Source organism: Haloquadratum walsbyi J07HQW2 (assembly GCF_000415985.1).
GTDB lineage: Archaea > Halobacteriota > Halobacteria > Halobacteriales > Haloferacaceae > Haloquadratum > Haloquadratum walsbyi_B.
In genome coordinates this window covers 1,553,971-1,580,495 of sequence record NZ_KE356561.1, presented here as the reverse complement: position 1 = coordinate 1,580,495, position 26,525 = coordinate 1,553,971, and the positions used below count along the sequence as shown (strand labels likewise).

26 protein-coding genes and 1 tRNA gene are annotated in these 26,525 nt (G+C 47.0%); 17 read left to right on the top strand and 10 right to left on the bottom strand.

From position 1 onward, the window contains the following. The first annotated feature begins 233 nt into the window (after positions 1–233). Positions 234–923: a methyltransferase domain-containing protein gene (locus J07HQW2_RS07345; RefSeq protein WP_021054799.1), complete on the top strand. Its 690-nt coding sequence runs from the start codon at positions 234–236 to the stop codon at positions 921–923. Between the two features lie 138 nt (positions 924–1,061). Here J07HQW2_RS07345 and J07HQW2_RS07340 read toward each other — a convergent pair whose 3' ends face one another. Together J07HQW2_RS07340 and J07HQW2_RS07335 are read right to left on the bottom strand one after the other, a co-directional pair. Beyond that, positions 1,062–1,319 carry a hypothetical protein gene (locus tag J07HQW2_RS07340; protein ID WP_021054798.1) on the bottom strand — a complete coding sequence of 86 codons (258 nt, stop codon included), beginning with the start codon at positions 1,317–1,319 and terminating at the stop codon, positions 1,062–1,064. Between the two features lie 974 nt (positions 1,320–2,293). After that, the gene (locus J07HQW2_RS07335; protein ID WP_048075542.1) at positions 2,294–3,622 is read right to left on the bottom strand and encodes a DUF7096 domain-containing protein; all 1,329 of its coding nucleotides are present in this window, start codon (positions 3,620–3,622) and stop codon (positions 2,294–2,296) included. Between the two features lie 124 nt (positions 3,623–3,746). Here J07HQW2_RS07335 and J07HQW2_RS07330 point away from each other — a divergent pair, with 124 nt between their 5' ends. Together J07HQW2_RS07330 and J07HQW2_RS07325 are read left to right on the top strand one after the other, a co-directional pair. Further along, complete coding sequence (locus tag J07HQW2_RS07330) at positions 3,747–5,270, top strand: helix-turn-helix transcriptional regulator (protein WP_021054796.1); 1,524 nt, start codon at positions 3,747–3,749, stop codon at positions 5,268–5,270. A gap of 215 nt (positions 5,271–5,485) precedes the next feature. After that, complete coding sequence (locus J07HQW2_RS07325) at positions 5,486–6,328, top strand: polyprenyl synthetase family protein (RefSeq protein ID WP_021054795.1); 843 nt, start codon at positions 5,486–5,488, stop codon at positions 6,326–6,328. Between the two features lie 16 nt (positions 6,329–6,344). Here J07HQW2_RS07325 and J07HQW2_RS07320 read toward each other — a convergent pair whose 3' ends face one another. Next, complete coding sequence (locus J07HQW2_RS07320; RefSeq protein WP_021054794.1) at positions 6,345–7,481, bottom strand: DUF373 family protein; 1,137 nt, start codon at positions 7,479–7,481, stop codon at positions 6,345–6,347. Between the two features lie 463 nt (positions 7,482–7,944). Here J07HQW2_RS07320 and J07HQW2_RS07315 point away from each other — a divergent pair, with 463 nt between their 5' ends. Further along, entirely contained in the window at positions 7,945–8,940 is a 996-nt protein-coding gene (locus J07HQW2_RS07315; protein WP_021054792.1) for a radical SAM protein, read from the top strand. Positions 8,941–8,955: 15 nt separating this feature from the next. Here the strand turns inward: J07HQW2_RS07315 and J07HQW2_RS07310 are convergent, their stop codons facing one another. Then, the gene (locus J07HQW2_RS07310; RefSeq protein WP_021054791.1) at positions 8,956–9,708 is read right to left on the bottom strand and encodes a hypothetical protein; all 753 of its coding nucleotides are present in this window, start codon (positions 9,706–9,708) and stop codon (positions 8,956–8,958) included. Positions 9,709–9,797: 89 nt separating this feature from the next. Here J07HQW2_RS07310 and J07HQW2_RS07305 point away from each other — a divergent pair, with 89 nt between their 5' ends. Further along, a complete protein-coding gene (locus J07HQW2_RS07305; protein ID WP_021054790.1) occupies positions 9,798–10,298 on the top strand; it encodes a TRAM domain-containing protein in 501 nt (166 codons plus the stop codon). 237 nt (positions 10,299–10,535) lie between these two features. After that, the gene (locus J07HQW2_RS07300; protein WP_021054788.1) at positions 10,536–11,150 is read left to right on the top strand and encodes a Tfx family DNA-binding protein; all 615 of its coding nucleotides are present in this window, start codon (positions 10,536–10,538) and stop codon (positions 11,148–11,150) included. A 29-nt stretch (positions 11,151–11,179) separates the two neighbouring features. On the opposite strand, the gene J07HQW2_RS07295 is transcribed toward J07HQW2_RS07300, so the two are convergent. Continuing rightward, positions 11,180–12,328 (bottom strand): mannose-1-phosphate guanylyltransferase, encoded by a 1,149-nt coding sequence (locus tag J07HQW2_RS07295; protein ID WP_021054787.1) that lies wholly within the window; start codon positions 12,326–12,328, stop codon positions 11,180–11,182. Positions 12,329–12,338: 10 nt separating this feature from the next. Continuing rightward, complete coding sequence (locus tag J07HQW2_RS07290; protein WP_021054786.1) at positions 12,339–12,731, bottom strand: DUF7091 family protein; 393 nt, start codon at positions 12,729–12,731, stop codon at positions 12,339–12,341. A 336-nt stretch (positions 12,732–13,067) separates the two neighbouring features. Between J07HQW2_RS07290 and J07HQW2_RS07285 the strand changes: the two genes are divergently transcribed. The 3 genes from J07HQW2_RS07285 to J07HQW2_RS07275 all read left to right on the top strand — a co-directional run bounded on the left by J07HQW2_RS07285 (position 13,068) and on the right by J07HQW2_RS07275 (position 15,306). Continuing rightward, positions 13,068–14,000, top strand: coding sequence for a hypothetical protein (locus tag J07HQW2_RS07285; protein ID WP_021054785.1), 933 nt, complete (start codon positions 13,068–13,070; stop codon positions 13,998–14,000). 1 nt (position 14,001) lies between these two features. Then, positions 14,002–14,625 (top strand): RPA family protein, encoded by a 624-nt coding sequence (locus J07HQW2_RS07280; RefSeq protein ID WP_021054784.1) that lies wholly within the window; start codon positions 14,002–14,004, stop codon positions 14,623–14,625. Between the two features lie 246 nt (positions 14,626–14,871). After that, a complete protein-coding gene (locus J07HQW2_RS07275; RefSeq protein ID WP_021054783.1) occupies positions 14,872–15,306 on the top strand; it encodes a DUF8146 domain-containing protein in 435 nt (144 codons plus the stop codon). Between the two features lie 187 nt (positions 15,307–15,493). Here the strand turns inward: J07HQW2_RS07275 and J07HQW2_RS07270 are convergent, their stop codons facing one another. Further along, on the bottom strand, positions 15,494–15,949 hold the full coding sequence (locus J07HQW2_RS07270) for a DUF5814 domain-containing protein (protein ID WP_021054782.1): 456 nt from the start codon (positions 15,947–15,949) through the stop codon (positions 15,494–15,496). Between the two features lie 188 nt (positions 15,950–16,137). Here J07HQW2_RS07270 and J07HQW2_RS07265 point away from each other — a divergent pair. The 3 genes from J07HQW2_RS07265 (at position 16,138) to J07HQW2_RS18110 (ending at position 17,455) form a co-directional block, all read left to right on the top strand. Then, positions 16,138–16,209: transfer RNA gene (locus tag J07HQW2_RS07265), tRNA-His, on the top strand. A 139-nt stretch (positions 16,210–16,348) separates the two neighbouring features. Next, positions 16,349–16,558, top strand: coding sequence for a hypothetical protein (locus J07HQW2_RS18115; RefSeq protein WP_303704020.1), 210 nt, complete (start codon positions 16,349–16,351; stop codon positions 16,556–16,558). A gap of 771 nt (positions 16,559–17,329) precedes the next feature. Next, complete coding sequence (locus J07HQW2_RS18110; protein WP_303704019.1) at positions 17,330–17,455, top strand: hypothetical protein; 126 nt, start codon at positions 17,330–17,332, stop codon at positions 17,453–17,455. Positions 17,456–17,562: 107 nt separating this feature from the next. Here J07HQW2_RS18110 and J07HQW2_RS07255 read toward each other — a convergent pair whose 3' ends face one another. Both J07HQW2_RS07255 and J07HQW2_RS07250 read right to left on the bottom strand, forming a co-directional pair. Then, the gene (locus J07HQW2_RS07255) at positions 17,563–18,093 is read right to left on the bottom strand and encodes a Cdc6/Cdc18 family protein (RefSeq protein WP_303704018.1); all 531 of its coding nucleotides are present in this window, start codon (positions 18,091–18,093) and stop codon (positions 17,563–17,565) included. Between the two features lie 406 nt (positions 18,094–18,499). Next, positions 18,500–19,060 carry a hypothetical protein gene (locus J07HQW2_RS07250; RefSeq protein ID WP_048075190.1) on the bottom strand — a complete coding sequence of 187 codons (561 nt, stop codon included), beginning with the start codon at positions 19,058–19,060 and terminating at the stop codon, positions 18,500–18,502. A gap of 610 nt (positions 19,061–19,670) precedes the next feature. On the opposite strand from J07HQW2_RS07250, the gene J07HQW2_RS07245 reads away from it, so the two are divergent. The 5 genes from J07HQW2_RS07245 (at position 19,671) to J07HQW2_RS07225 (ending at position 24,432) form a co-directional block, all read left to right on the top strand. Beyond that, positions 19,671–21,002 carry an ABC transporter substrate-binding protein gene (locus J07HQW2_RS07245; protein WP_021054777.1) on the top strand — a complete coding sequence of 444 codons (1,332 nt, stop codon included), beginning with the start codon at positions 19,671–19,673 and terminating at the stop codon, positions 21,000–21,002. Between the two features lie 113 nt (positions 21,003–21,115). Beyond that, entirely contained in the window at positions 21,116–22,081 is a 966-nt protein-coding gene (locus J07HQW2_RS07240) for a branched-chain amino acid ABC transporter permease (protein WP_021054776.1), read from the top strand. A gap of 1 nt (position 22,082) precedes the next feature. Next, positions 22,083–22,943, top strand: a complete 861-nt coding sequence (locus J07HQW2_RS07235) for a branched-chain amino acid ABC transporter permease (RefSeq protein WP_021054775.1) — start codon at positions 22,083–22,085, stop codon at positions 22,941–22,943. Next, on the top strand, positions 22,940–23,716 hold the full coding sequence (locus tag J07HQW2_RS07230) for an ABC transporter ATP-binding protein (protein ID WP_021054774.1): 777 nt from the start codon (positions 22,940–22,942) through the stop codon (positions 23,714–23,716). Before J07HQW2_RS07235 ends, J07HQW2_RS07230 begins: the two co-directional genes overlap by 4 nt. Next, a complete protein-coding gene (locus tag J07HQW2_RS07225; protein ID WP_021054773.1) occupies positions 23,713–24,432 on the top strand; it encodes an ABC transporter ATP-binding protein in 720 nt (239 codons plus the stop codon). The genes J07HQW2_RS07230 and J07HQW2_RS07225 overlap by 4 nt, the downstream gene beginning before the upstream one ends. 663 nt (positions 24,433–25,095) lie before the next feature. On the opposite strand, the gene J07HQW2_RS07220 is transcribed toward J07HQW2_RS07225, so the two are convergent. Further along, a complete protein-coding gene (locus tag J07HQW2_RS07220) occupies positions 25,096–26,274 on the bottom strand; it encodes a CBS domain-containing protein (protein WP_021054771.1) in 1,179 nt (392 codons plus the stop codon). Positions 26,275–26,525: the final 251 nt, after the last annotated feature.

Genomic DNA, 26,525 nt, shown 5'->3' with positions numbered 1-26,525 from the left:
GTAATTATCGGACATTCGTCTGTAAATTATCTAATTCATCGAACTATAAGTAATATTCATCACTGAATGAGCGCCTGTGAGTCGGTGTGTATGGAAAGATGAAATCAAGAAAATGAGCCGACACAGCAACAAGTGTATCCGTGCGTTTCTGCAGTTTTCACGTCGTATATTCCTTTTATTCGAAGACGCTGAATCCGTAGCGTTATGATTCTGGCGTGTCCATACGAGATTAAATGGGAATACTTGAGGACAAAGCAAACGCGCGGTTGTTCTATAAATATCTCTCACAGGTGTATGACCGAATTAATCCATTTATTTGGAATGCAGAGATGCGTGATGAAGCGCTCAGAGAACTTGATATTGACTCAACTGATCGCGTTCTTGATGTTGGATGTGGAACTGGATTTGCGACTGAGGGACTGCTTCAATACAGCAAGAATATTCATGGACTTGACCAGAGCGCCCATCAGATGAAAAGAGCGTTCAATAAGTTTGGTCGGACTGATGATGTCAAATTTCACCGTGGTGATGCCGAGCGACTTCCGTTCGCCGATGACAGTTTTGATGCAATTTGGTCATCAGGCTCAATCGAGTATTGGCCAAATCCAATTGCTGCGCTCTGTGAGTTCCGACGTGTGGTCAAGCCCGGTAATCGCGTTCTTGTCGTTGGTCCAGACTATCCTGATTCATGGCTTTTCCAGCAACTTGCTGATGCGATTATGCTGTTCTATGATGAAGCGGAAGCACAAGAAATGTTTGAAACCGCAGGGTTTGTTGACATCGAACATCACATCCAGCAAGCACACCCTGGAACTCCACGGGCGATTACAACGATTGCTCGTGCACCGACAGCAAGTGATACTGTTGATACATCAGTCCAACAACAGGTGGGTGACCCAGCGGTCGCACCAACCAACGATTAGACATTAGAATTGAGACTGATTCTTTATTTTTCTCTACTTTGAATGCATTTTCTCTCACGTTTGAGATCTTTGCCCGGGTCTATCGCCGAACTGTTGCACCAATCTCTCCGATGACACCACGATAGAAAATAGTCACGTTCACGGAGCGACCTGGTAGTGGCTGAGGACTGTTCGTCCCAGCGACTCGAAGTTCCCTTGCTCGCCGACCGACCACACGCCATCATTTACGTTATTATATAATCCATATGGACCGCTAGGAAACCATTTCGCGGCAGAAAACGGAATAGATGCTTGATACGATGGTGGTTCTTGATCGATGTTGACTCGTATATTCACCATCGCAAGACGCAGCGACAGTCCAGCCTCATGTGTGAGAGTTATCAGCGTCTCAGACACAGTGAGTGACAGTGCAGTACTTGCTGTTTGATGTTTGGTAACTCTGATGATACTGAAGTATCAATGCGATTAGCACTTGAATACTCACTGATCTGACAGGTACCTGAGGGAATAATTATCTGCAGTGGGGTAGTTTTGACTGTAACAGCACTCGCAAGTGTAACACTGACGACAAGCAGCAGTGCAATACCAGTTATCGCGGCTGACACCCGATCTGTAGTCGACAATGAGTTCAAGAAATACTTACGACGTTTCTGATGTCTATGTTGCTCATGAAGCTTTGCCTCTGTTCATCAGAATACATATTTTGAATCACCGTGACCAAGCAATCACAACAGATTGCAGATGAAATATTTAGCATTTGACATACAGATGAGATACTCATGCAGATTACGACATAAGAAGGCATATGTGTGCAATCACTAAGATTCTTGATCACTCTTGGGTACTTCCTTTTTGTATAACAGCTTGATTATGTGAATCGCCCCGGAGTCAAATCCCGGAGGTATTCGATCTATCTGCCTGTAGATTGTCAATGACTGTGCGCTTGCACAATGTGACGGTCAAGATGAGCGGTATGGACTCGCTTGTTGATTTCAGTAAGTAATATCAAAGTCAACAGTGAGCGCAACATAATCAAGAACTAAGAGGCGAGAGTTGCGTAATCTACAGATAAACAAGGCGAGTGCCTCGGGGGGAGTCGGGGTTTCACCGGGTCAGGGTCATGGTGATGCTGGAGTGACAGTGACCGACTCCCACTGCCACTCACGGACGCTGCGGTGCAGTGCGGTGTTTTCGGGTGTGACTTCCAGCCGATTCCTCACGGGAAAGGAAGAGGTCGGGAGGAATTGAGTGAAATTCCCTTGCTGGGGTAGTGCGGTCGACACAGGGAAGCCTCGGCTTAGAGGGCTTGCCCCGAGGTACTTTATAATCCAATACTCTATACCGTATCTACAAACGAATCTGTCGACAGCCTAGCTGTCTCCACCTGATACTCGAACATTGCTACCAGCATCATTAACGCCTGTTTCAGTGCTATTCTCACGGGTGCTGTTTCCGACAGCGCCGTATATTAACGGTGGGAATGATGGGTCAATAGAGACCAATACAACAGAATTCCTATCGATAGCAGTCACTTGATATGTTCCATCAGGTGCGAGTGTCCACAGCGACCCATCAGACCCTGTTTCTCCAACAATCGTACTTTCACCACTCGGTGGACCGAGAGTCAATGGTGCATCGACTGGTTGCTCTGTAGCAGTGCTGTTTAGTTGGAATCGAACCGGTCCACCAGGATATGTCGGATGTGCAGTGAGCCGAAGTCCGTCCTTTACCGCTGAAAGTGATCGTCGCGTCGACGTCTGTGCAAGTGGTCGATGCTGAATTTCTTTAAATATCCGTGTATTACTGGTATGTATGAAACTCACGAGACGACCACGGTCATGATTGATCCTCACACGAGTAATCGGACCCTCTGGTGCTGTAACTGCTCTTTCCCGACGTAATGACGTAATCGTCGGATAAGCCTCAGTGGTCACATTTGTTGGAGTTGTTATATTCAGCTCGGTTCCAACGTTGGTCCCTCTGAGTCGCCCCCGATATGCTTCTCGCACGTATGCATCATTAATGAGAGTACCAACTACAACACTTTGCGGTCCTGACTGAATGACAAATCGACTTCGCTCAGTTGTTCCTGTGATGACCTCTGTAGCATGTTTACGAACCGGACTTGTGAGTGTCCGTAACTCAATACGGAGTGTCTCGAATCGCGACGCAGGAATACTGAATCCATCTATTGAGTTCGCGGCTGACTCCAGTCGTGATAATCGTGCAATCAGTGCACGTGATTCAGTATCAATTGCAGCAAGACGAGCAAGAAACTCTTCGGTGGTGACATTTTCATCTCCATATGCCGATATCTGAGTTCGTTGTTGCGAACGAAGTATCACTATTCGCTGCTCAGTTTCGCTAAGTGCCTGTAATAATCGTTGTTGACGCACAGATGGTGTTGACGCTGACTGAATTCGATTTAATGTTGTCTCCGTTTGAATTCTCGTTTCAGTCGCTATTGAAGCGAACTCAAGTCCACGACCGAGTTCAACATATGTCGTTTGCAATGCAGATCGTTGCACTTCGACTGGTGAAATACCAAGTGTTGATAGGATTGGTCCACTTCCTTCCTGATTGATTTGCGAGATACTCTTGCCACTTGTTTGTGCGTCACCGATAGATGCCACTGGAACAGCCCCGGCGACAGTCGCAGTAACAAGGATGATGGCAAGAAAGACAGAGACGGCACGCATATATTCGATTATATCAGGTGATAATAAAAACACTATCATTACCGTTTTATCCCATACTTACCTCTTAATATTCGAAAATACCGATAGAAAGGGTTTTGAGCGTTCCATGTACAATCGGCATCACATGCGGATGTCCGCGCTATTAGTTGTCCTCCTCCTCGCTGTTGCTCCCGTTGCAGGTGTAGCTGCAGGTACGAGTGCTGGTGCTGGTGTCACTCATCCGGTACCCACTCAGCCAGCGACGACATCAGTCTCATCTTCAGCGTCATTTGTGTCTGATACAACTGAGCTATCAAATATTGACACAACGTCATCGCCAGCACAGATTGATACGACAAATACGACACCACAGTCAGAATCTCAAACGACAATCACTATTTCTGTTCACGCTGATCAGAGTGCTTTCTGGCGGATTGAAACCCAATATGCACTCACTAATCCAAACGAGACACGTGCATTCGAAGAAATCGCACGTCAGTATGAGCGAAACAATATCAACATTGGACCACAAATTACACTGTTCAGGACACTTCAGACGGAAGCGACCGCATCAACTGACCGGCGAATGCAAATCCGCAATGTAAGCTATCATGCGAACGTTAGCGATAATCGCGGCACGCTTGCTCTCTCGTTTCGCTGGTCGAATTTTGCTCAGCAAGGGCAGAATGAAACACTATTGATTGGTGATGTATTTAAAATTGCGACCGATGAGGCAGATGTCCAGCGTACATGGATGTCAATTGTCGGTGTGAATCAACAAATTATCATCCATCCACCAAATCGATATACCGTTTCTCGAACAAGTATTCCAGTTCAACAACGAGAGAGTGCAGTCGTCCTTACACAACCATCTGACTTTGCGGGAAATTCAGGACTTGAAATACGATATTCTGCGGTTGAAGAAAACTCTATTCCAACAGCATTAATCGCTGGAGCAATTCTTGGATTCCTTGGAATAATTGGAATTCTCTATGGTAGTCGTCGATATCGGACCGACAATGGAGACCCTGACGGAACGGAAGATAATAATTCGTCATCACCAGGATCTGGACTTCCTCCGACAGCTACTGGCGATGTTGAGGGCGAGGACAACTTCGATTCTTCTGAAAATAATCCATCGATGCCAAGGCATGCGGATACCGCTTCCTCATCAGGTGTTTCTGGTGATTCAGCATCACCAACATCAGAACCAACATCGACATCGGTTTCGGATTCAAGTGATAGTCCACCTTCTGTAGACGGTGTGGAATCAGCTGAGACAGAGCCATTATCATCTGATACCCCTTCTGAGATGAATGCTACAACAGATGTTGACACTGCTGATTCATCGACGACAACAGAATCAACCTCAGAGATGGACCCGCAATCAAAGAGCGATTCGATGCCAGATATTTCGACCGACCCAGCATTACTCTCCGATGAAGAACGTGTTGAACAGCTACTCTCACGTAACGGGGGACGGATGCGACAGGCATCGATTGTCGATAAGACGGGATGGTCAGATGCAAAAGTATCACAAGTTCTCTCAATGATGGCTGAGGATGACCGGGTGGATAAACTTCGATTGGGTCGTGAGAATCTCATTTCACTTCCTGATGGATCAACGACAAGTACACAAACAGATGATGAGCAAATGAGCACCGATTAGATATCTGTTTCTGTCTACCCATAGATACATTCGGACTCAATGTGCCGACGTATGATATATCTCATCCGGATATTAGATCGTGTTACCGTCAGTGTATAATTATTGATCCAGAGTCATCTACATGCTTGGTTCCCTATCTACAGAGAGGACCGACTGGTCATTTTGTCTTGTGATAGCCGGAACCCATTTTACTTCGCCGATGAGACTGAAAATTAATGGAGTATCTGGAACGGCGGGTATCGATGGTTGAGGACCGACTGGAATCGGTCGTCGATACGATTGACCCCGCGGTGCTGTCAGATGAGGTTGCTCACGTTGCGTTGTCGGGCGGGAAACGTGTTCGACCAGCAGTGACAGTTCTTGTGTGTGAAGCTTGTGGTGGTGCGCCTGAGGACGCGGTTGACTTTGCTGTTGCAGTCGAATTGGTTCACAACGCATCATTAGTTGTCGATGACATCATCGATCGGTCAGATGTTCGTCGCGGCACACAAAGTGCATGGTCAGCGTTTGGGTATGGACCGGCACTGATTACCTCTGATGGACTTCTTGGTGAGGCATTTGCACTTCTTGCTGCTGATGAGCGTGCGACTGAGATTGTTGCCGAGTCGATGGTTGAACTCGGCGAGGGTGAGGCAACAGAGCTCGTCGCGCGACCAACAAATGAAGCGGAGTATATGCAACTGGCTCGACGAAAAACGGGAGCGTTATTCCGAGCAGCCGCAGAGGTTGGAGCTGTTGCTGGCGGAGCCGATCCGTTTACTGTTGATCTATTTGGTGAGTATGCAGAGCGGGTTGGTGTTGCATTCCAAATCCGTGATGATGTTCTTGATGCGACCGCGGACGCCACTGACCTTGGGAAACCAACAGGGCAGGATGCAGCAATGGACCGTCCGTCATTGATCCAAGTAACGACACTTGACGATACAGAGGCAAATGAGCGAGCGCATGATGAGTCCCAACAGGCGCTTGATGCACTTGCTGCTGCAAATATTGATGATACTGAATCACTTGGATATCTTCGTGATTTGGCAGAGTTTGTTGTTATCCGTGAGCGTTGAACGCTCAGTTGTATCGTTATCCTCGCGGTGGATCTGAACCTGATGTTGTCGTTGGAAATCGGGATTCAGCAACCGCAAACGCCAGTGTACTGAGCACCCCGAGTAGTGTTCCTGCGGTTAGTCCAACGGCAAGTTGTGCGAGCGAAAACGACTGCCCTGCAGCAGCACCTCCAGGAAGAAAAAATCCAGAGACAACGTATAATACGATGGAAATAGCACCCACATAGAACGGGGCGTTCAAATATCGCCATCGAAATCGATCAGCGAGATACTCATCTGTCACTTGACCAAGACTAGATGTGACACCCGCGGCTGCGAACCACTGAACTGACCCGTGGACAAACGCTGCTGCCCCGAGTACGAGAGTCATCTCAGAAACTGCCTGGCGAACAAGTTGCAGGAGTGCATATCCACGGAATCCACCTACGATAATAAGTGCAATCGCAGCAACATACGTGATGAACGTCACACGTCCCTCATAGAGCACGTCTCGTGTCCGAGCAACCATATCATCAAGTACATCCTCAATACCAAGCCCCCGTGAGAGTGTGTACAAGCCTAAGAGTCCTGAAATAATCCCAAGTACGACTGCACCAGGGACATCAAACAGACTTGCGACCGTGACAAATGGGTAGATGAGAAGCAAAATACCAAGTGGAATAAGAACGGTTCCCCGTGTCTCAGCGTCCGCAAGTACTTGTTTCATCGTATAATAAATCGATTCAAGATCTTGTGCCTGTCGTACAACGACACGTCTAACACTGTCGATTGGGACTCGAGAGCGGATCACTGGCAGTATAGATTCATCCTGTGCACCATCGGTAATCACAATCGCATTAATATTCTCACCAGTTGAGAGTCCAGCAAGTACGCGGTCAATTTCCTCCCCAATAACACGGTTCGCCTCGACATCTCCCCCGTCAACGCCAGTCACAGCGGCGACCGCAACATCTTCACCAACGGTTGTATCATTGGTTAGATTATCATATTGATGGATTCCTTGAAATAATACATTTACATCTGAATCCTCTGGATCTGCTGTCGCAAGATCGACAGCCGCACGTTCGATGGTCTCACGACCGATGACAGGCGTCTGAAGACCGGTCTTCCGACCCAGATCGTCATCAAGATCAACACAGAGGACCAAGAGCATCATTCAGTGATACATCCTAAGCATATATCTGTTTTCGGGGGCAACACCACCGTGGCTCATATTTTTAATCCAATATAATGTGAGTAATGAACTAAACCGGAGTAATGTGAGTATGTGCAAAGGTATAGTTATCATTGCATATGGGAATTTTCTACTTGGGATTAACAGCGAAACCGGATGTCCCGTTTAGATGTCGTATTGAACCTATGTTGAGTAAACAGAAGAGTAATACACTCTATCCTCTTGATGATTCATGAACTTTACAGAGTGAGCAATACAGAGATTTTTTACTTCATGCTGTTCTCCGGAGGTAAGAGTAAGAATAAGAGTATCCATTTGTACAGATTGTATTGAATATTAAATCTATCAGAGTAACTGTTACTGGGCACATGTATCTTCGACGGTTATTCTGTTCCATCGCAAGTAGCACGACTTTTGAGGCTTCATTGACTACACCTAATATATGATTTCAAAGGGGTGCGAACAGTGCGCAAAAGGCGGCAAAATGGTACTTTTTGTCTACGGTTACTGTGATCAGCGTGACTGTTTTTATTGCCCCCTAGGTGAGAATCGAAAAAACGTCACTGACGTGTACGCAAATGAACGGCTTGTCGAGTCCGACTCCGATATTATTGCAGAAGCACGTCGCATGGATGCGCTTGGCACCTCAATTACTGGTGGCGAACCACAGGAGGCGTTAGCAAAGACAACCCGTTATCTATCACTTCTGAAGGACGAATTTGGTTCGGATCATCATACGCATTTATACACTGGAATCACCGGAGGGCGAGAAAACATGCGTGCACTTGCATCAGCTGGACTTGATGAGATTCGATTCCACCCGCCATACGAACAGTGGGGTAGTCTCCACGGTACTGAGTGGGAAGATATTCTCTATATTGCACGCGAAGAGGGACTTACCCCTGCATTTGAAATTCCAGGAATTCGTGCAGAGTCAGAATTTCTTGAATTCCTCGATGAGGGTGCCGCTGAGTTCTGTAACGTGAATGAGTTTGAGATGTCAGACGGCAATTATCGTCGGATGCAGCAGAAGGGATATGAACTTCAAGATGGGCATATGTCGGCTGTTGAAGGATCTAAAGAGGCGATTCTCGACACTATGGGGAATCACGAGCAAGTGTACTTCTGTACATCTGTATTCAAGGACGCTGCACAGCATCGGAATCGTCTCAAGCGAATGGCACAGATTGTTGGTCGCTCATTTGATGAGATTACAGACGATGGGACGATTGTATATGGTAAAACATGGGTTGCTCCAAAAACATTTGATATGCTTGGTGTCCCAGATGAATTTTATACTGTCAAATCGGACCATGTCGAAATCGCATGGTGGCTACTTGAAGAGATGATCGAGGATGGCGATGTTGATGACGGTGAAATTGTTGAACAGTATCCAACAGTCGATGGGACAGTTGTTGAGCGGACGCCGCTAGCGTAATTATTGTTCGCTATTTTATTTATTGAAGAACCACGCTGATTCCTGCTTGCTGGTCTGTCCACCAGTCAATGCAGTATACAGACTTGGTGCAAACGCTATTGCCGCCCCGACGAAGAGCCATTCACCGCTATTGATATTCCCGCTATTACCAACATATCCGACTCCAACGGTTCCAATAAATGCAACGGTGATACCAACGATACCACTCAAGACTGCTACTTGTCGTTTTGTTTGTTGAGTTGGCGTAACACCACGAGCGGTCGCATACAAGGCGCCGCTAATTCCAATTCCAGAACCAAGAAGAACACCGATCAACGGTACTGAGATTAAACCGACAAACATGTATCCAATACCGACGAGAAGACACCCTCCAGCCGTCACTTGTGGAGTAAGTGGATTGACGTTCACGCCGTAGTGAACCGCATAACTCGCTGGTGGTGACATGAGAATAAACCCAATAAACAGAGAGTTGATTACAGCAGCGACCGAATTGTGCCCTCCAAACATTGTATAAAGCGTTCCAACAGTTCCAAGCATTCCAATCAATGCTCCTAGTATCAACACCCACCGCGGTCGAATTGTTTCAGCTGGATTTTCATCACGAAGCACTCCAAACCCAATAAAAGGATACGAACCGGTAGCGCACGCGAAGACCGTCGCAGTGAGCCCCCAATTAAGAATAGCTCCTGAGATAATAGCAACAAGACCGAAGAATACACCTACTATGATGGCAAATTCCGGGACATACTGATTAGTGCTAACGTTCATACGCACAGCTATCTTAATATGATAAAAAGCATTGTTTATATCAATATTTCCTCGCAAGTTCTTTAGACTGGGCAATTGTACAATATAATATGTCCGAGTGTCCGCTTGCAGATGACTGCCCCAGATACTCCGAGCGAATCAGTGGAATGGGATGTCAGTTTTACGGTGACCGCGGCGGAGCTGAGTGGTGTAGTAGTTATGATCAACCAATTCAGGATCTAAAAGCTCAGCCTGTTAAGCCTGGTGAGGAGGTCATTGTTGAAGTTGATGATATTCATGAGAGCGGAGCAGGTGTTGGGCGCACTGACGATGGGTTCATAATCCTTATTGATGGATTGCTACCGACATCGCAAGCCGTTGTACGAATTGATCGCGTCAAATCAAATCATGCGACAGCGAAAGAAATCGTTGAACGACTTCCAACCGATGAGGACGATGATAATGACGATGCCGATACCGATACTGATGAGCTCAACAACGACGTGGTTCATGACGATGAGTCAACTACAAATACTGGCAGCAAGAACAGCAGTTCTGGGTCAGACCGATCAACTGCACTTGGAAGTCGGGATAATTTCTGGGGCGGATAAATCACTTCTTTTACTAAATAGCAGATATAGATGATTGCAACCGGTGTTGAGGACGAAATCGACAGAACACGTCCCATCGCTACTCACCGTGGCGCTCTTGGGGGTACTCATATTATAATATGATAGAGACAACACAATTGATATCAACAATACAGTATTAATCAACCACAATCGTTTCTATCGAGATATTTATGTCAGACGATTAATCAAATAGAGAAGTTTATAATATTACAGCATATGACAGATAATGAAAAACTCGATACGAAGGTAGAAACCACTTCTGACAATAGCGTTGACTCACATTCAGATAAAAAAGAAAAAGAAAATGACACCGAGGATCTTGATGTCGATGCGATCCTTAGAGAAATTGGATTCGATCCTGACATAAATGTCCTCACACGACGCCAAGCGGAAGTACTCATACTGCGTGAGCGCGGATATCGGCAGTCTCGAATTGCTACTGCTCTTGGTACCTCTCGGGCAAACGTCTCAAGCGTCGAATCAAGTGCCCGAGAGAATGTCAAGAAAGCACGTGAGACTGTTGGATTCGCTGAGGCACTCACTGCACCTGTACAGGTCTCAATTGAAGCTGGAACCGATCTCTATGATGTGCCAAAAAAAGTGTATGATGCATGTGATATTGAAGGAGTGAAGGTAACACGAACTGCCCCTGAATTAATGAAAGCAGTAGCTGATGCTGCTGGTGATGCCGTCCGTGGGAGAGAAGTCAAACAGTGGCTGTTGGTCGGCGTAACAAATGATGGAACCATACAAGTTCGACGTTCTGGTAATAAAAAAAATAATGATATCAAAACAAATCCAAATCGGAATCCTGACACAACAAGATTTTGATATTTTATCCGATTGAAGCAGCGTCAAAATCAGAAAACCCCGTTTTCACGAAGCTTTGAGACAAGTGTTCTAACCGATTGAGCTTCATCTTTATCTATAACAAGCGTCCGGTCATCCCATGTGACGATAATGAGTCCAGAGACACCAACTGCCGATATGTGACCACCATTGCCTGCAATAATATTATCTGTACCATCAATTACCTGAACCTCAACGTCACCAACGGTGACGGTTTCTTCGCATGTTGTGGTATTAGACTGTTTATTATGCCCTGATACAGCTTGTGTATCAACAGTTCCATCGGTCAGTTCGTCCTGCGTGGCAAGTCGATCAAAAGCATCCCATGTGCCGATGTCGTCCCATATCATCTCAGTTGGAACGACCGCAGTTGCCTCAGATTGCTCAAAGATAGCTCGATCAACACTCTGTGAGTCGCTTGCAGCAAACGCGTCGGCGACTGACTTATCTGTATCATCGCGCAAGACGACCTGTAATGATGCAAGTGGTGAATCGGCTACAACAGCATTGAACACCGTGGGTCGCCAGGCGAATATTCCAGCATTCCAATAGTGTCCCGCCTCGATATACTGTTCTGCCATTTCGGGTTTTGGCTTCTCATGGAATGAGTGAACCGATTGCCAAGATACTGCGTCGCCATTGATATTATCAACAGTATTAGATGATTCTGCTGGCTCGATATATCCATATCCTGTCTCCGGTCGGGTTGGAGTGATGCCAAGAGTCACGAGTCGGTCAGTCTTCGCAGCAACAGTACTCATACGTTTCATAGCAGTATCAAATCCTGCTCCAACAACATGGTCACTTGGCGCAAGAAGCACGACTGGGTCAGTATCGTATGTTTTTCTAATATGTTGTGTCGCATACAGAGCTGCTGGTCCCGTGTCTCGTCTAGCTGGCTCGGTTATTACTGTCACGTCCGAGACCTGTTCTGTGACTGCTTCAACAAATTCATCGCGGGTGAGTATGAAGACTGAGTCAGTGACTCCACGAAGCCGATCAACTGTTCGTGTGAGAAATGAGCGATTGCCGAAAAGTGAGAGAAACTGCTTTGGTCGATGTCCTCGGCTTGCGGGATATAGTCTTGATCCAATCCCACCAGCAAGAACAACGCCGACAATATTGGTGGCAGTTGAGTCAACATCATTTGTTGCTTCCATCGTTATCGTGCTACCATGTTTCAACGATTCCATCCCGAATATCTCGCACGCACCCCTCACAATCAGGATGTCCGGACTCGAAACAGGATGGACGAGCCTCGCTATCCACCGTGACACTGCGCTTTTCTGCGGCGCGCCGACACACAATTCGGACTTGCCCTGTGTCATCGCATGCAAACACGGATGATGGGTGTGTGTGTCTGTGTCTAACTCTGAGTGTGTCCATTTCTTCTTGTTCAGACGTAGCTTCGTTTTGATTTTCTTGACCGTTCGTTACTGAGTCTGTGTTATCCTCAGTCTCAGCACATTTTTGACCCGATTGATACGCATCTCGTGCACGAGCGTACTCTCGACCAGCCTCACGAAATTGCTTCCGGAGGAACGACTTGAGTCGTTCGTCCATTGATATAATTTCAATCATCCAGTAAATATAATCTCACTGGTGTAGCTAAGAAAGCATCATAGAATATATTAAAGAATCCTCACAAATTCCCTGTCAGTGTGCTTTTGAATTAATATAGGAGACATCAGTGAAAGTAGCACATCACGGGCGACAAAGATGAGTACCTCAAATTGAAGCTTCTTGTGTGACCGTGTATGATATTATAAGACAGATTATTACATTCACGATCACGGGATCAAAATTTCACTTTCACCATACTCACGACAGTTTATTATCCACAGAGAAATTATCATTCTATGCCTCCCATTGAAAAACAGGGTGGAGGCGAGTAATATTATGACAGACCTGCAAACGCATGCAGCGGAGATTGCGGAACAGTTCTCTGAGGAGCTAAATGTTGATGAGGCGACGGTCCGTGACCGTCTCGACACATTGGTAGAGGAATACAGTGTTCCAGCTGATGAGGCTCGTCGATCAGTTGTCAACAGCTATCTTGAAGAAGCTGGTATTGACCGAGACGAACTAAGCGGAGCTGGAGAGAATGAGGAGGTTCCACTGGCATCAATCGATGAGGATGAACGATGGATCGATGTCACTGCAAAAGTTGTCGAACTCTGGGAACCACAAAACGAGGCTATCGCACAGGTTGGCTTGATTGGTGATGAATCAGGACGCACTAAATTCGTTGCCTTCGAGACATCTGATCTCCCACCAATCGAAGAAGGTGCCGTTTATTCGCTCGAAAATGTTGTTACTGATGAATATCAGGGCGATTACTCGGTAAAGCTCAATCGAACGACCGCGATTGAACAGCTCAATACTGATATCAAAGTTGGTGACAGTGCAACAACGATCGAGGGGGCACTCATTGATATCCAATCTGGCAGTGGACTGATCAAGCGATGTCCTATTGATGGATGTACGCGCGTTCTTCAAAATGGTCGATGCTCCGAACATGGAACAGTGGATGGTGAGTTTGATCTCCGAATCAAAGGTGTTATTGACGATGGTGAAGCTGTCACTGAAGTCATATTCACCCGTGAGATGACTGAAAAATTAAGCGGGATTACACTAACTGAGGCACAACAGATGGCTCGGGACGCGCTTGATACCTCAGTTGTTGTTGAGGAAATTCGTCAAGATCTTATCGGTGCATATTACCGTATCTCTGGACCGGAACTAGGTCGATATATTCTTGCAGATACTGTTGATCACCTTACTAATCCAACTGATCCAGAATCGGTCCTGATTAAAGCGAGGTCGATCTGAGATGAGTGCTGATGATATTCCGACACGTGAGGTCGCAAAGCGTGCGTTTGCTGCAGAGTTTAACGACGCTGCATTTAGTTTCAAGGAATCGGATGATGATCGAGCACCGGTATATTTGTTATTCCCGACTGGTGCGAAAGCAAATCGTGTCTTCGTCATAGGAACACTCACTGAAACTGAAGACGTTGGTGAGGATAACGAATACTGGCGTGGTCGGATCGTTGACCCAACAGGAACGTTTTTTGTGTATGCTGGTCAGTACCAGCCTGAGGCAGCACAGGAACTTCGTGAGCTTGACCCTCCAGCATACGTTGCTGTCAGTGGAAAACCGCGTACGTTTGAGACTGACGATGGTACGACGAATGTATCTGTTCGTCCAGAATCAATCACCGTCGTTGATGCAGCAACACGAGACCGCTGGGTTGTTGAGACAGCTGAGCGAACACTTGACCGAATTGCTGCATTTGGGGACGAAGGAAACGAGTATGCTCGAATGGCAAACGACGAATATGAAATGTCTGTTGATCAATATATCGAGTCGACTGTTTCTGCCGTTGAAAGTCTTGATGAGTCCGGTGACGAACTCAACACAGCATCTCCCGAAGGGACTACACAAAATCTGTGAACTGCTTCACTACTTACTCCCCCATATCTGTCGACTTCATTGACACTGAGGGTTCGGGGTAGCCTCACAATTGTTAAGCAACCGTGATAGTGGTTTTCGGTAGTATGCAGTTATATTCACAGCACGATTATGATTGATGGTGATCATCGCATCTCTCTCTTGTATTCATATCGTACAGCCAACAATGCAACAGACGTGTGTCCGACGAATTATTAAGTGAACTGCCTGAGTTAGGTTAATATACAGATGGGCAGTGCAAACGCGGATAAAAACAAAAATAAGACAATCTCGTTTCGGGTGAATGAAGACGCCTTTGAGACACTTCGTGAAATTGCTGAGGAGCGTGATATTTCACTCTCTGCTGTCTTTCGGGAATATGTTGACACACTTGTCGCACATGAAGGTGCTGTACAACTCGTTCCTGATCATGAAGTTCAAAAAACTCAATCAGGCGATGATGATATAACAGACTCCTTTCCTCCAACTGTGACCGTCCCAAAGGGATTCGTCCGTGAGCACGAACGGCTTGAACTGGAGACTGAACATCTTCGTGAACAGCTTGAGGAGCACAAACAATATCTCAATCATCTTCAAGATCAACTCGATGAGGAAGAAGAAATCATCCATCTTGAAGACCTCGACCGACCAGAGACAGATGGTCAGTCATTCAGACTTGAGTAAGTATATCACAGAAATAGCAGATTCTTTCACGCGTACGTTGAAGCTACGACGCTGATTATAGAGAGGACTATGTCTTTCAGCGATAAGAGGAGATCAGCTCTCTACTGTACTGTACTGTACTGTACTGTACTGTACTGTACTGTACTGTACTGTAATTTAGTTTAGTTTTATTCGTTTGAGTTATCAATTATGATGAAAGAACGACCCGAGCCTCGTGGAGCTTTTCTTCTGTCTCGGTATTTCCATCGACATCAGCAAGTGTCTCAGCAGCTTCGATGGTCCGAACTGCACTATCTAAAAATGAGAGTATGTCACCAGGATATGCGTAGAGAAAATATTCATCGGTCATTACGTCCACAATTGCATCTGGATTGAGCCCCTGTGCACGAAGTTCAAGCAAATACGACATGAACTGTCGTTCTGGATATCCCGTGTAGAGATCTTCTGGTTGTTCAGGGTCAAGAAAATCCTCCGCGAAATCGAGTAGTCGATCACGAGTTGTATCGTCAAGCTTCGTGAGCCCGTCTCCCGAATATAATACGTCAATTGTTGCCCCCTTGAATGCTCCTTTGGGAATCGACGTATCTAGCTGTGATACAATCTGTCTGTGGTTTTTGAGATATACCTTATCAGTGATAGCCATAGTTATAAATAAATTACACTGTACGGTGCAAAAACACGTCGATGGATAACTTATTAGTATTAAACTGCATGTGCAGACACAGTGATAGGCACATACGCAAAAATAGAGTGCATAGCGTTGAAACGACTTACAGCTAAGTCGTAACGTATTTTACTTCAACAAAGGTATTAATATGTGCATACACAGTGTCCGGGTTAGGGTAGTGGTTATCCTTCAGCCTTGTGGAGGCTGAGACGCGGGTTCGATTCTCGCACCCGGACTTCTACCGGTGCTGTACGGCGTTTTTCTAGGTTGTTCAGTGAGAGTCAACATTCCGTTCACGGCTGCCGAAAAGCTATCACATCAAAACCGCAGGACGGCGCAGACCTACTAAAAGTATCAGGGCTAAAACACTTTCATATGTCCGACAACCACGAAATCAACGCAGTACCAGATAAGACCAAATCACGACTCGAAGACAGACAACACACCGACTACCAAGCATACATGCAGCAACTGGTGGACTGGCTGCTCAACGTCGGAAAGAAACCCGACAAAGCACAGGGATACAGCAACTACACCGTCAAAACCGCTGTCTACCAGATCGATAAATTCCACCGCTTCATCTAGGACCAGGTAGAAGACGGATACACACTACAGATCACCACCGATCACGCAGACCAGTTCATGCAACACATCGCGGTCAAAGACTGGCAGCAATCCTACAAAACAAGTCTCCAGAAGTCCGTTAAGCGCGAGATGAAATACCGGAGGCACCGCCGCGGAACCCAAGAATGGGACCCTGAGATCAGTTACTACGACTCCGGATCCACCCACCAACCACGAGACTTCGTCTCAGAACAAGAACGAATACAGATCAGAGAAGCCGCCCTAAACTACCGATCCATACCCAGCTATTCCAACCTGACAGCCCAGGAACGCGATAAATGGAAAGCCCACCTCACACGAAGATTTGAACTCCCGAAAACCCAGGTCAAAAAAACACTGGAAACAAGCAAACAGCTACAAATTCCCATCGCTCGTCTGGACCAGTCTAGACGCGGGACTAAGACCCGTAGAAGTCGAAAGAACCGTCACCGACTGGATAGACCTCGAAAACAACGTGCTCCGTATACCGAAAAAAGACTCCATCAAAAACACGAACAACTGGGTCGCCGCACTAACCGACAGAACCACCACCGCACTCAAAAATGGCTGGAGGAACGCAGCCAACATGAAAAATACGACGGCAGGGACGAAATCTGGCTCACGCGCAGAGGCAACCCATACAACAGCAACTCACTCAGCTACCTGATGAAAAACCTGTGCGACGAAGCCGACATAAGCTATGAGAACCGGGACATGACCTGGTACATAATCCGGCACTCAGTCGGCACACAAATGACACGACAAGAAGGACTCGCAGCCACACAAACACAACTACGCTATGAAGACGAACGCACCACAATGCGATACGACCAGGCACCAGTCAAAGACCGACGAGACGCCCTCGACAGAATGGGCTGAAAAACTAACACAGGGATTCCTCTCCAGTTCAGCCCCGGTTACGGAACTCGTTGTACTGCTCAACACCGATATCACCCAGCCCATTTCTGTCCGCCACCTACCGAAGTTCAGCAGCCGACCCGAGCTTCTCGGCAGTCCCCGCTGTCCGGAGCCACCTGCTCAGCGATCACCTCCACAATCCCGTCCTCGACAACTCCAGGTCGAAAAGCCTGCGTCACACGCTGATTAAAAATATCGACAAACTCCGCCTCCGAATAAGGATCGAAGCATAGTATCGAGCAGTCTAGACGGCTCTCGCTTCTTAGATCAGACCAGAGCTGACGTGGATCCCGGTTCGGCACCATCATCAAACCTATGTCCTTCTCGATGCTGCTACTCAACATCTCCAAGTTATACACCACCTCAGTCTGGTCGCCTAAACAGTCGAGCTCATCCAATGCAATAGCCACACCGCTCCGATTCTTCCGGATAAACTCCTGCAACCGCGACAGTATCCCATCCACCGGACGACCCTTCCTCAGCGCCGGATATCCAATCTCGATCAGCAGTTCCGTGAGGAGAGAGGACCGGATGTTGTACTGCCGGCAGTTGATATATATCGCCCTGGTTGAGGTCTCATCCTCCAGCTGCTCGAACACATGACGCACACAGGTCGTCTTCCCGGCACCAGCCGGTCCATGAACCAGCAGATTCCCCACTCTCATTTCGAGTCAACGGCTTCACAGCCTCAGCAACCCAGCTGATCTCATCGCTGCGACCCACTGGCTCCTGTGGCGTGAAACCTCTCGCCAAATAGGTTTCAGAACGTAACACTCCCGACGTCCTCGACTTGTCAAACACAACTAGCTCCCTCTTCGATGCCAGACACCGGAACACCGACCGATTTAAACTAGGAATACCCCCGCATTTTGAATGAAAACAAAACAATCAGCCCGCAAAACAGCAGTAATCAAGAAAATCAATTCGAAACACAGCCTCCCTCGTCCCCGTGTAACACCTGGCGCCGCACAAAACAAACATAATCAAAATGAGCCTGGTAAACAACTAACGCCCACTACAACCCGAGTACATACCCGGCACGGGTGAACGTGGCGCACAGGTTGTTGTTCCCATTGATATAGAACCGGTCTCTCTCCCGCTCAGATGGGAGCTGGTCCCGGGCTTGTTATTCTGTGGGGGAGATGCTCGCTGGTCGACCTCTGGGTGTTGATCGGCGCTTTTCATCAGCAGGTTCTTGATGAGGACTTCTGTTCTGTCGGCGAGTTTGAAGCGACCAGCCTGGCTGAGTTCCTGGTACGCCTCGTTGAGGAGTTCGTACGCTTTCTCGGCGTGTTCGTAGCGCTGCATCGATTTCTCTGCCGCTCTTGGGATTCCCAGGTTGTGAGCCTGCTCGCTGATGTTTTCGAGCACCAACTCGGGTTTCTCCTCGCGGGAGAGGTCACCGGGTTCGATATCGTCGCCCTGACACTGCTCTGCGATTACCTCGGTGTAGGTGCCTCCGTGGGCGTTTTCCCGGTTTCGGCGCAGTGCCTGGACGGTCTGGGGTCCGAACCGTTCCAGTGCCTTCTTGTCGAGGCGTTCCTCGAACTCGAGGTCTCGCTTCATCGTGAGCCGGTGGGGCTACCGCTGGACCGCTTCCCGGTGTTTGCTGGTTTTTGCTGTTGTCTGTGTCGTGTGGTGTCAAAATTATACCATTTATCTTACATATCGTAAGACACATTTATAAACTAGTCTGACAGTTGGAGGGTTTTGACCATCCTGACGTCAGGTTCCACAGACAGGTCCTAAACAGCCCCCCACAACCCAACGATCAATATAACACATACCACATGACAGAACACGACCAGGATCACAGACCCCAGACAGAAAACGGAGACGCCACATCCATAGTACGAATACTGAGTGAACCGTGAATTAGTATTAACACAGAGAATTTGAATGTTCTGCTGGTCTGGGATCGACACAGTCTATACTTAGAGTTTGCTCTCAAAAGCGTCTCTGGAAACTCGATAATAGCTGTCGAGGTGTACTGTCGGTTTAATCTAAAATGTATCGTATATTTGATACAATCTTGTATAATCAATACGGCTACGATAGCACGCAGGAACTGCCCGAGATGTAAGCTCATGAATAACATTAAAAGAGAATGTTATTTGAGTTATATTTGAAGACGCAAACCACAAAGTATAACCTTAAATCATGAATGTTATGTAGTATGTCAAGCGAAAATGAAAACAAAACACAGCGCATAGCCAATCGACGAACATACCTGAAGGGACTTGGCACAGCAGGAACAGTGCTTCTCGCAGGGTGCAGTGGGAGCAGTAATGGTGACGGTGGTGGCAGTGATGATACGAACACTGATACCGACACCGAGGCTAGTGACGGCGGAACGATGGGTGGTGATGACGGAACACTCACCATCGGTGCTTTGCAACCGTTCACTGGTGGATTTGACTGGATTGCATCGAACACAAAACCAGCATATAATCTTGCGTTTTCTGAAATAGAGGAAGCTGGGATTCTCGGTGGAATGTCTCTTGAGGCGAACGAACAGGACTCAGCCACCGATCCACAACAGGCATTGAGCGGTCTTCAGACACTTGATTCAGCAGGTGTTCCGGCAATAATCGGTCCGTCAAGTTCCGTCATGCCGAATCTTATTCAGCCAATACAAAACAACGAAGTGCCAGTCAATACCGTCATGGCAGGGACCATCCAACTTGATGACACCGGAGGTGAGTGGTTGTGGCGCTCAGTTCCGAGCGACGCTGTCGGTGGGGCTGCCGCAGGCAAGTACGCATATGAAGACCTTGGACATGAAAAAATGGCACTCGCGTACAAGAACGACAAGGGCTCACAGAGTTTCTCCGCATCGGTTGGAGAAGCCTTCAAATCTCTTGGTGGATCAATCGTTGGCGAGGTTCCGCTTCCAATAAATGCGAGTGATTACCGAAGCCAGATTCAAGAACTTCAGCAGATGGACGTCGATTTCGTTCAGATGACTGCTGCGACCGAGGTGAGTGGATTATTCATGAAAAATTACGATGAGTTAGGTGCAAAGGAGGAATTTAATCTCGCACTTGGAAATGACGTCCTCACACCAGGATTCATTGAAACGGCTGGTGCTGAGGTCATGGAGGGAATGATTGGACAAGCACCCGCTGCAGGTCCCGCAAATGACCAGTTCGTTGCATCCTTTGAGGAAATGCACGGCGAACCACCAGGGACATTCTCTGCAGCAGCCTATGATGCTGCGAATCTATTTGCATTGGCGTTCCAGTCAGCCGGAGAGGTATCCCGAAGTGTCATCCCAGAGCATCTGCCAAAGGTCGCAACACCACCAGGCACAGAGGTGACAACCTTTGCGGAGGGGAAGGAAGCACTGGCTAACGGCGATGAAATAAATTACACCGGAGCATCAAACCCACAAAACTTTGATGAGAATGGAAATGTCGTTGGACCATTTAATGTTGTTCAAGCGCAGGATGGCGAGTGGAACCCAGTGACGACATACGAAGCATCAACACTACAGGAAGTCTACTAATCCCACCGAGGGATCGCCTGTATTGATATCTAATTTGTATTTATCCAGCGGATCATGAACATAGTAACACATATCCAACATAGTTGTACAACCCCTGTAGGTGTAAGATAAAAATGGGAGTTATTTCGCTTCAACTTCTTGTCCTTGTTGCTAATATCGCAGGCATATATTCGATCCTGGCTATCGGGATGAACATGCACTGGGGCGATACTGGCTTATTGAATTTTGCTCACGCGGGATTTTTTGCGATCGGTGCATATACGTCTGCAATTTTGACGACACCAGCCTCCGGTTCCGGTTCCGGCTTACTTGCCAACCGGATCATCGGTTTCGACTTCCCGATTGTTGTTGGTATGATAACTGCAACAATCCTTGCTGGAGTAGCAGGTGTGCTCATCGGTGCCACAAGCGTCCGATTAGACGGTGACTATCTTGCCATTGTAACCCTTGCAGGAGCTGAGATCCTTCGACTTGGGATTTCAAATGAGGGATGGCTCACAAGTGGTCAGCAAACACTGAAAAATATCCCACGCCCACTTGAGGGGACACTTCCAAGCATGCTCCCATATGGAGTCTATTACTTTCTGTTTGTGCTAGTCGTTCTCATCGCGTGTTATCTCACCTTTCGTTACCTTGCAAATAGTCCATTCGGGCGAGTGCTTCATGCGATCCGCGAGGATGAGGATGTCCCAAAAGCACTTGGACGTAATACCATGCAGTTCAAGCTCAAATCATTTGGACTCGGTGCCGCCGTTGCGGGGCTTGCTGGGTCGTTGTGGGCACACTTTATATTCGCATTACAACCGACGATGTTCACACCCGACCTCACGTTCTCTATTTGGGCTGCGGTCATCATTGGGGGCGCCGGCAGTTATCTCGGTGCAATCACCGGCATGACACTCATTACTCTCATTCGACAAGCCACGAGGTTTATTCCGAGTGATGTTCCTCTGGGCAGCAAGCTTCCGTATATCCGGCTCATCATTATCGGTGCATTGCTCGTGCTTATTCTATATTACCGACCAGAGGGACTATTAGGCAACAAAGAACGTGCGCTTGCTGGTATGGAGGAAAACTAATATGGTTGCATTCGATCCACAACTACTCTGGAATGGGGTTGTGCTTGGAAGTCTCATCGCGCTTGCAGCGTTAGGATTGACCCTTTTATTTGGTCTTCTTAATTTTATCAATCTCGCATACGGTGAGTACCTAGCATGGGGAGCGTATATTGCCCTCGGCGCAAAGTGGGCTGACGTTCCATTCATTCTCGCGATTACTCTTGGCGCGATTGGTGCGGGAGTAATCGCTGTCATCACCGATCGCGTTGTTTTCAAGCAGTTCTCAGACCGCGACCCGGTTGTTTTGCTTGTTGTCTCAATTGGCGTGGCGTTTATGTTACGTAACTTGATACGAGTTGTCTATGGTGGGAGTACATATTTCTATGAGATTAGCGGGGAGGCACCAGTTGTCCTTGGTATTCGGGTCTTACCAGCACAAATCGTCATCGTCACACTGAGTGTACTCATTCTCGCACTTGTCTTCTTGATACTCAATAAGACCCGAATTGGAATCGCGATGCGGGCAGCATCAGATGACACAGATTTAGCCCGGATTCGAGGAATCAACACAAAACGATTAGTCATTTATGTCTCACTCATCGGTGGGGTTATTGCGGGTATTGCAGGGACGATGCTCGGGATCGACTCAAATATCACTCCGACGATGGGATTCTTATTCCTGATTCCCATTTTTGCAGCTGTTATCCTTGGAGGGATTGGTGATCCAGTTGGTGCCGTTGTCGGAGGGTACGCCTTGGGTATCGGACAGAATCTGAGTATTATCTTCATTCCGAGTGAATATACGCCAGCATTTGCATTGCTCATATTGATAATTGGACTTTTGACCCGTCCAAATGGGTTATTTGGAGAGGCAACGCGATGAGTCGAACACCGATTCTTCAGGCTGAAAACGTGACAAAGACATTTGGTGGGTTGGTTGCTGTTGATGATGTCTCTGTAAGTGTTGAGTCCGGAGAGGTCACTGGACTTATTGGTCCAAATGGTGCTGGAAAGTCGACATTATTCAATCTGATGAGTGGGTTTTATAAAGTCGATGACGGATCAATTCAGTTTAATGGAGCCGATATCACAGACCTTCGACCTGAGCAACGTGCAGAGCGTGGTCTAATTCGAACATTCCAACTGACCCGTGAACTAGCCGGAATGACTGTCATGGATAATATGCTTCTTGGAGCACAAAATAATCCGGGTGAGAGCGTGATATCGCTTCTCACAGAGCCACGAGGGGTCAGTGACTTCGAACAAACTCATCAGCAACGAGCAGAAGAACTACTCAAGTATATCGAACTGTGGGATCTCCGTGATGAATATGCAGGAAATCTCTCAGGCGGACAACGTAAGTTACTCGAACTTGGTCGGTCGTTGATGTCGGATCCGGATTTGCTCTTACTCGATGAGCCTATGGCGGGAGTAAATCCCGATCTTACAGACCATCTGCTAGATAGAATAATGTCGCTTCGTAACAATCAGGAAATGACATTTCTGATCGTTGAGCATGATATTCAGACGATTATGTCGATTTCCGATACGGTCATTGGTATGCATAATGGACAGATCCTGACTGTTGGGAATCCTGATGAGGTACAGCAGGATGAGGAGTTGCTTGAAGCGTACCTTGGAGGTGGAGCAATATGACGTTACTTGATGTCTCAGGGTTAAAGAGTGGATACGGAGATTTCACCGTTATCCAAGATGTCGATTTATCTATCGAGCAAAACGAAATGGTGACCATTATTGGTCCTAACGGTGCCGGAAAATCAACATTGCTGAAAAGCATCGTCGGTCTCACCGATATCAAGACAGGAAAAATCTTTCTTGACGACATTGATGTAACGAATGTCCCACCTGAGGAGAAGATATACAACGGAATTTGTTATGTTCCACAAGTTGACAACGTCTTCCCGAATCTGACGATTCTTGAGAATCTTAAGATGGGTGCATGGGCGCTTGATTCCACCGATGATACGTTCGACGACCGGGTCACAGAAGTATATAAGCGATTTTCGGTTCTTGAGGAACGACCACAACAAAAAGCTCGAACTCTCTCAGGAGGACAACAGCAGATGGTTGCAATGGGTGCTGCACTCATACTTGACCCAGATCTTCTCATCCTAGATGAACCCTCCGCCGGTCTTGCCCCACAACTTGTTGATGATGTATTTAAGAAGATTGTTGAAATAAATAGACAATCAGAAACAGCCGTTTTAATGGTTGAACAGAATGCGAGACGCGCTCTTGAGGAATCAGATAGGGGTGTCGTGTTAGACCTCGGCAAGACGAAGATGCGAGGAGCCGGAACAGAACTTTTAGAGTCTGATGAGGCACAGGAGCTCTATCTTGGTACACAGTGAATGAGACACACAGAAACAATACCGAGACAGACACGGAAGGGGAGACGAATTAGTCTCGTGACTCAATAGCGAATGAAACAGAACAGATCACACAAATCGATGCTGAGGATCTGACGAAATTAAAATCTATGTAATTCGATGAGAGAATGCATACAGGAGATATGACTGTTTTGAACTCAGACGGCACTGAGAACATCGAAGGAGACCGTCTTCTTCTGTTTTAGAGACCAACCAGCGATTATATTTCTGATCCACCCAAGCAGTCATACTTTTCTATTAACCTGGGTATTAGAACCGGTAGGCTTGTTTAAACATAGTCCTCTCTGTCAATTACCACAACACGGAAAACCCGCTGCACGACACTGGATTCAACTGCGAGAACTATCATACTGTATCCCGACCCTGTGGATGCTGAGACGCAGGTTCGACTCTCGCACCCGGAGTTACTTTTTTTGCTTTCATTGCTTTCTACGGTCAGTTCCCAGTGCTGCTGACGAAGTGAACTAAACATATGCTCAAAGACCATGTCAGAGCCACGAATAGATATCCGGTGTCGTATGTCGATTTATGAGTTATCTGAGACTAATGTCGAAGTCTACGTCACATCGTGTTGCTTTGGCGATGGTAGTTTGAGTCACTAGCACGCTTATCTACGGCTGTTGTTCACCGTGGACTTGGAAATGATGTTGAATCACGCTCGGTCAATGCCGTCTTTGACCCTCGCGATTTGATAATAGTGAAAGCAGTCATGAGATCTGATCGAGAAATGAGTCCAACGAGCTCGTCATCTTCGATAACCGGCAGCCGACCAATATCATTTTCTTGCATCCGTTGCATCGCATCCATTGCATCTGCACTCGGATCGATTGTCGTCACATCAGGCGTCATCACGTCATCAACACGATATGCTTCGCGCTCGACTTCATCGACTGAGCGTGCATCGTCTAGCGTTACAACACCAATAAGAACACCATTATCAACGACAGGATAGCCAGTATGCCGTTCAGTAAACATCCGCTCAAGCAACGTTGCGACTGATACGTTCTGGTCAACAATATCAAGATCAGATTGCTCAGTCATGATATCACTGACAGTGACCCCATCGAAGGCAGCTTTCATAACTGTCTGCTGTGCCTCTGAGGACGCACCAATGTATATGAAAAATGCAAGTGCAACGAGAAACAAATTTGCAAACAATCCAACAATACCAAGTAAAAATGCAAATACTTTGCCTACCTCTGCAGCAATTTGTGTAGCACGTGCATGTGATCGAGTCCGCGCTAGTAACGCCCTGAGCACACGGCCACCGTCAAGAGGGAACCCAGGTAGCATATTGAACACAGCCAGCATTACATTTGTTAGCGCGAGGTACCCAATCACAAACTTTGCTGGCTCGAGTGATGCTGTCAGTGGTAATATAATAAACCCAATATATGAGATGATTCCAACCCCGACACTCACAATCGGCCCTGCAATGGCAATAATAAGCGACTGCTGCCAACGCTCAGGCATCTCGGTGAAGCTTGCTACTCCCCCGAAAAGCCACAATGTGATTGAATCAATCGTATATCCATAATACATCGCAACCAGCGAGTGACCAAATTCGTGTAAAAGCACACAAATAAACAATCCGATAGCTGTTGCAGTGCCAAGAATCCACTGTGTCAAGCCGGTGGTGAGTGGGTCAGCACTAATCGTCGACCCGAAAACATCATTCACAATACCAGTAAGCTGTGCAATATCGTTACCGATGAGCCAGGCAAACAACGGAAGAATAAGTAAAAATGTGATATCAAGTTTGATTGGAATGCCGAACGCGCTGCCGATTCGGATACCTCGCATATGGGTGCATTGTCTGTGCTAGGTCTTAGCAGTTGGTACCGATAATTGACTGACAGTATATTAGTGCTTAATCCTAGGTGATCTACGCACAGCGGGACAACTGTCTCAAGATTTGATCTTAGAGCGTTTCAGATAGTCAATAAATCACGGAGAATTATTAATCACTAAAAGCAAAAATAATAAATTACACTCCGACCGCATATTTAGTACATTCAACATCCTGGGATGTGGCTACGTCACTCATATTTTTG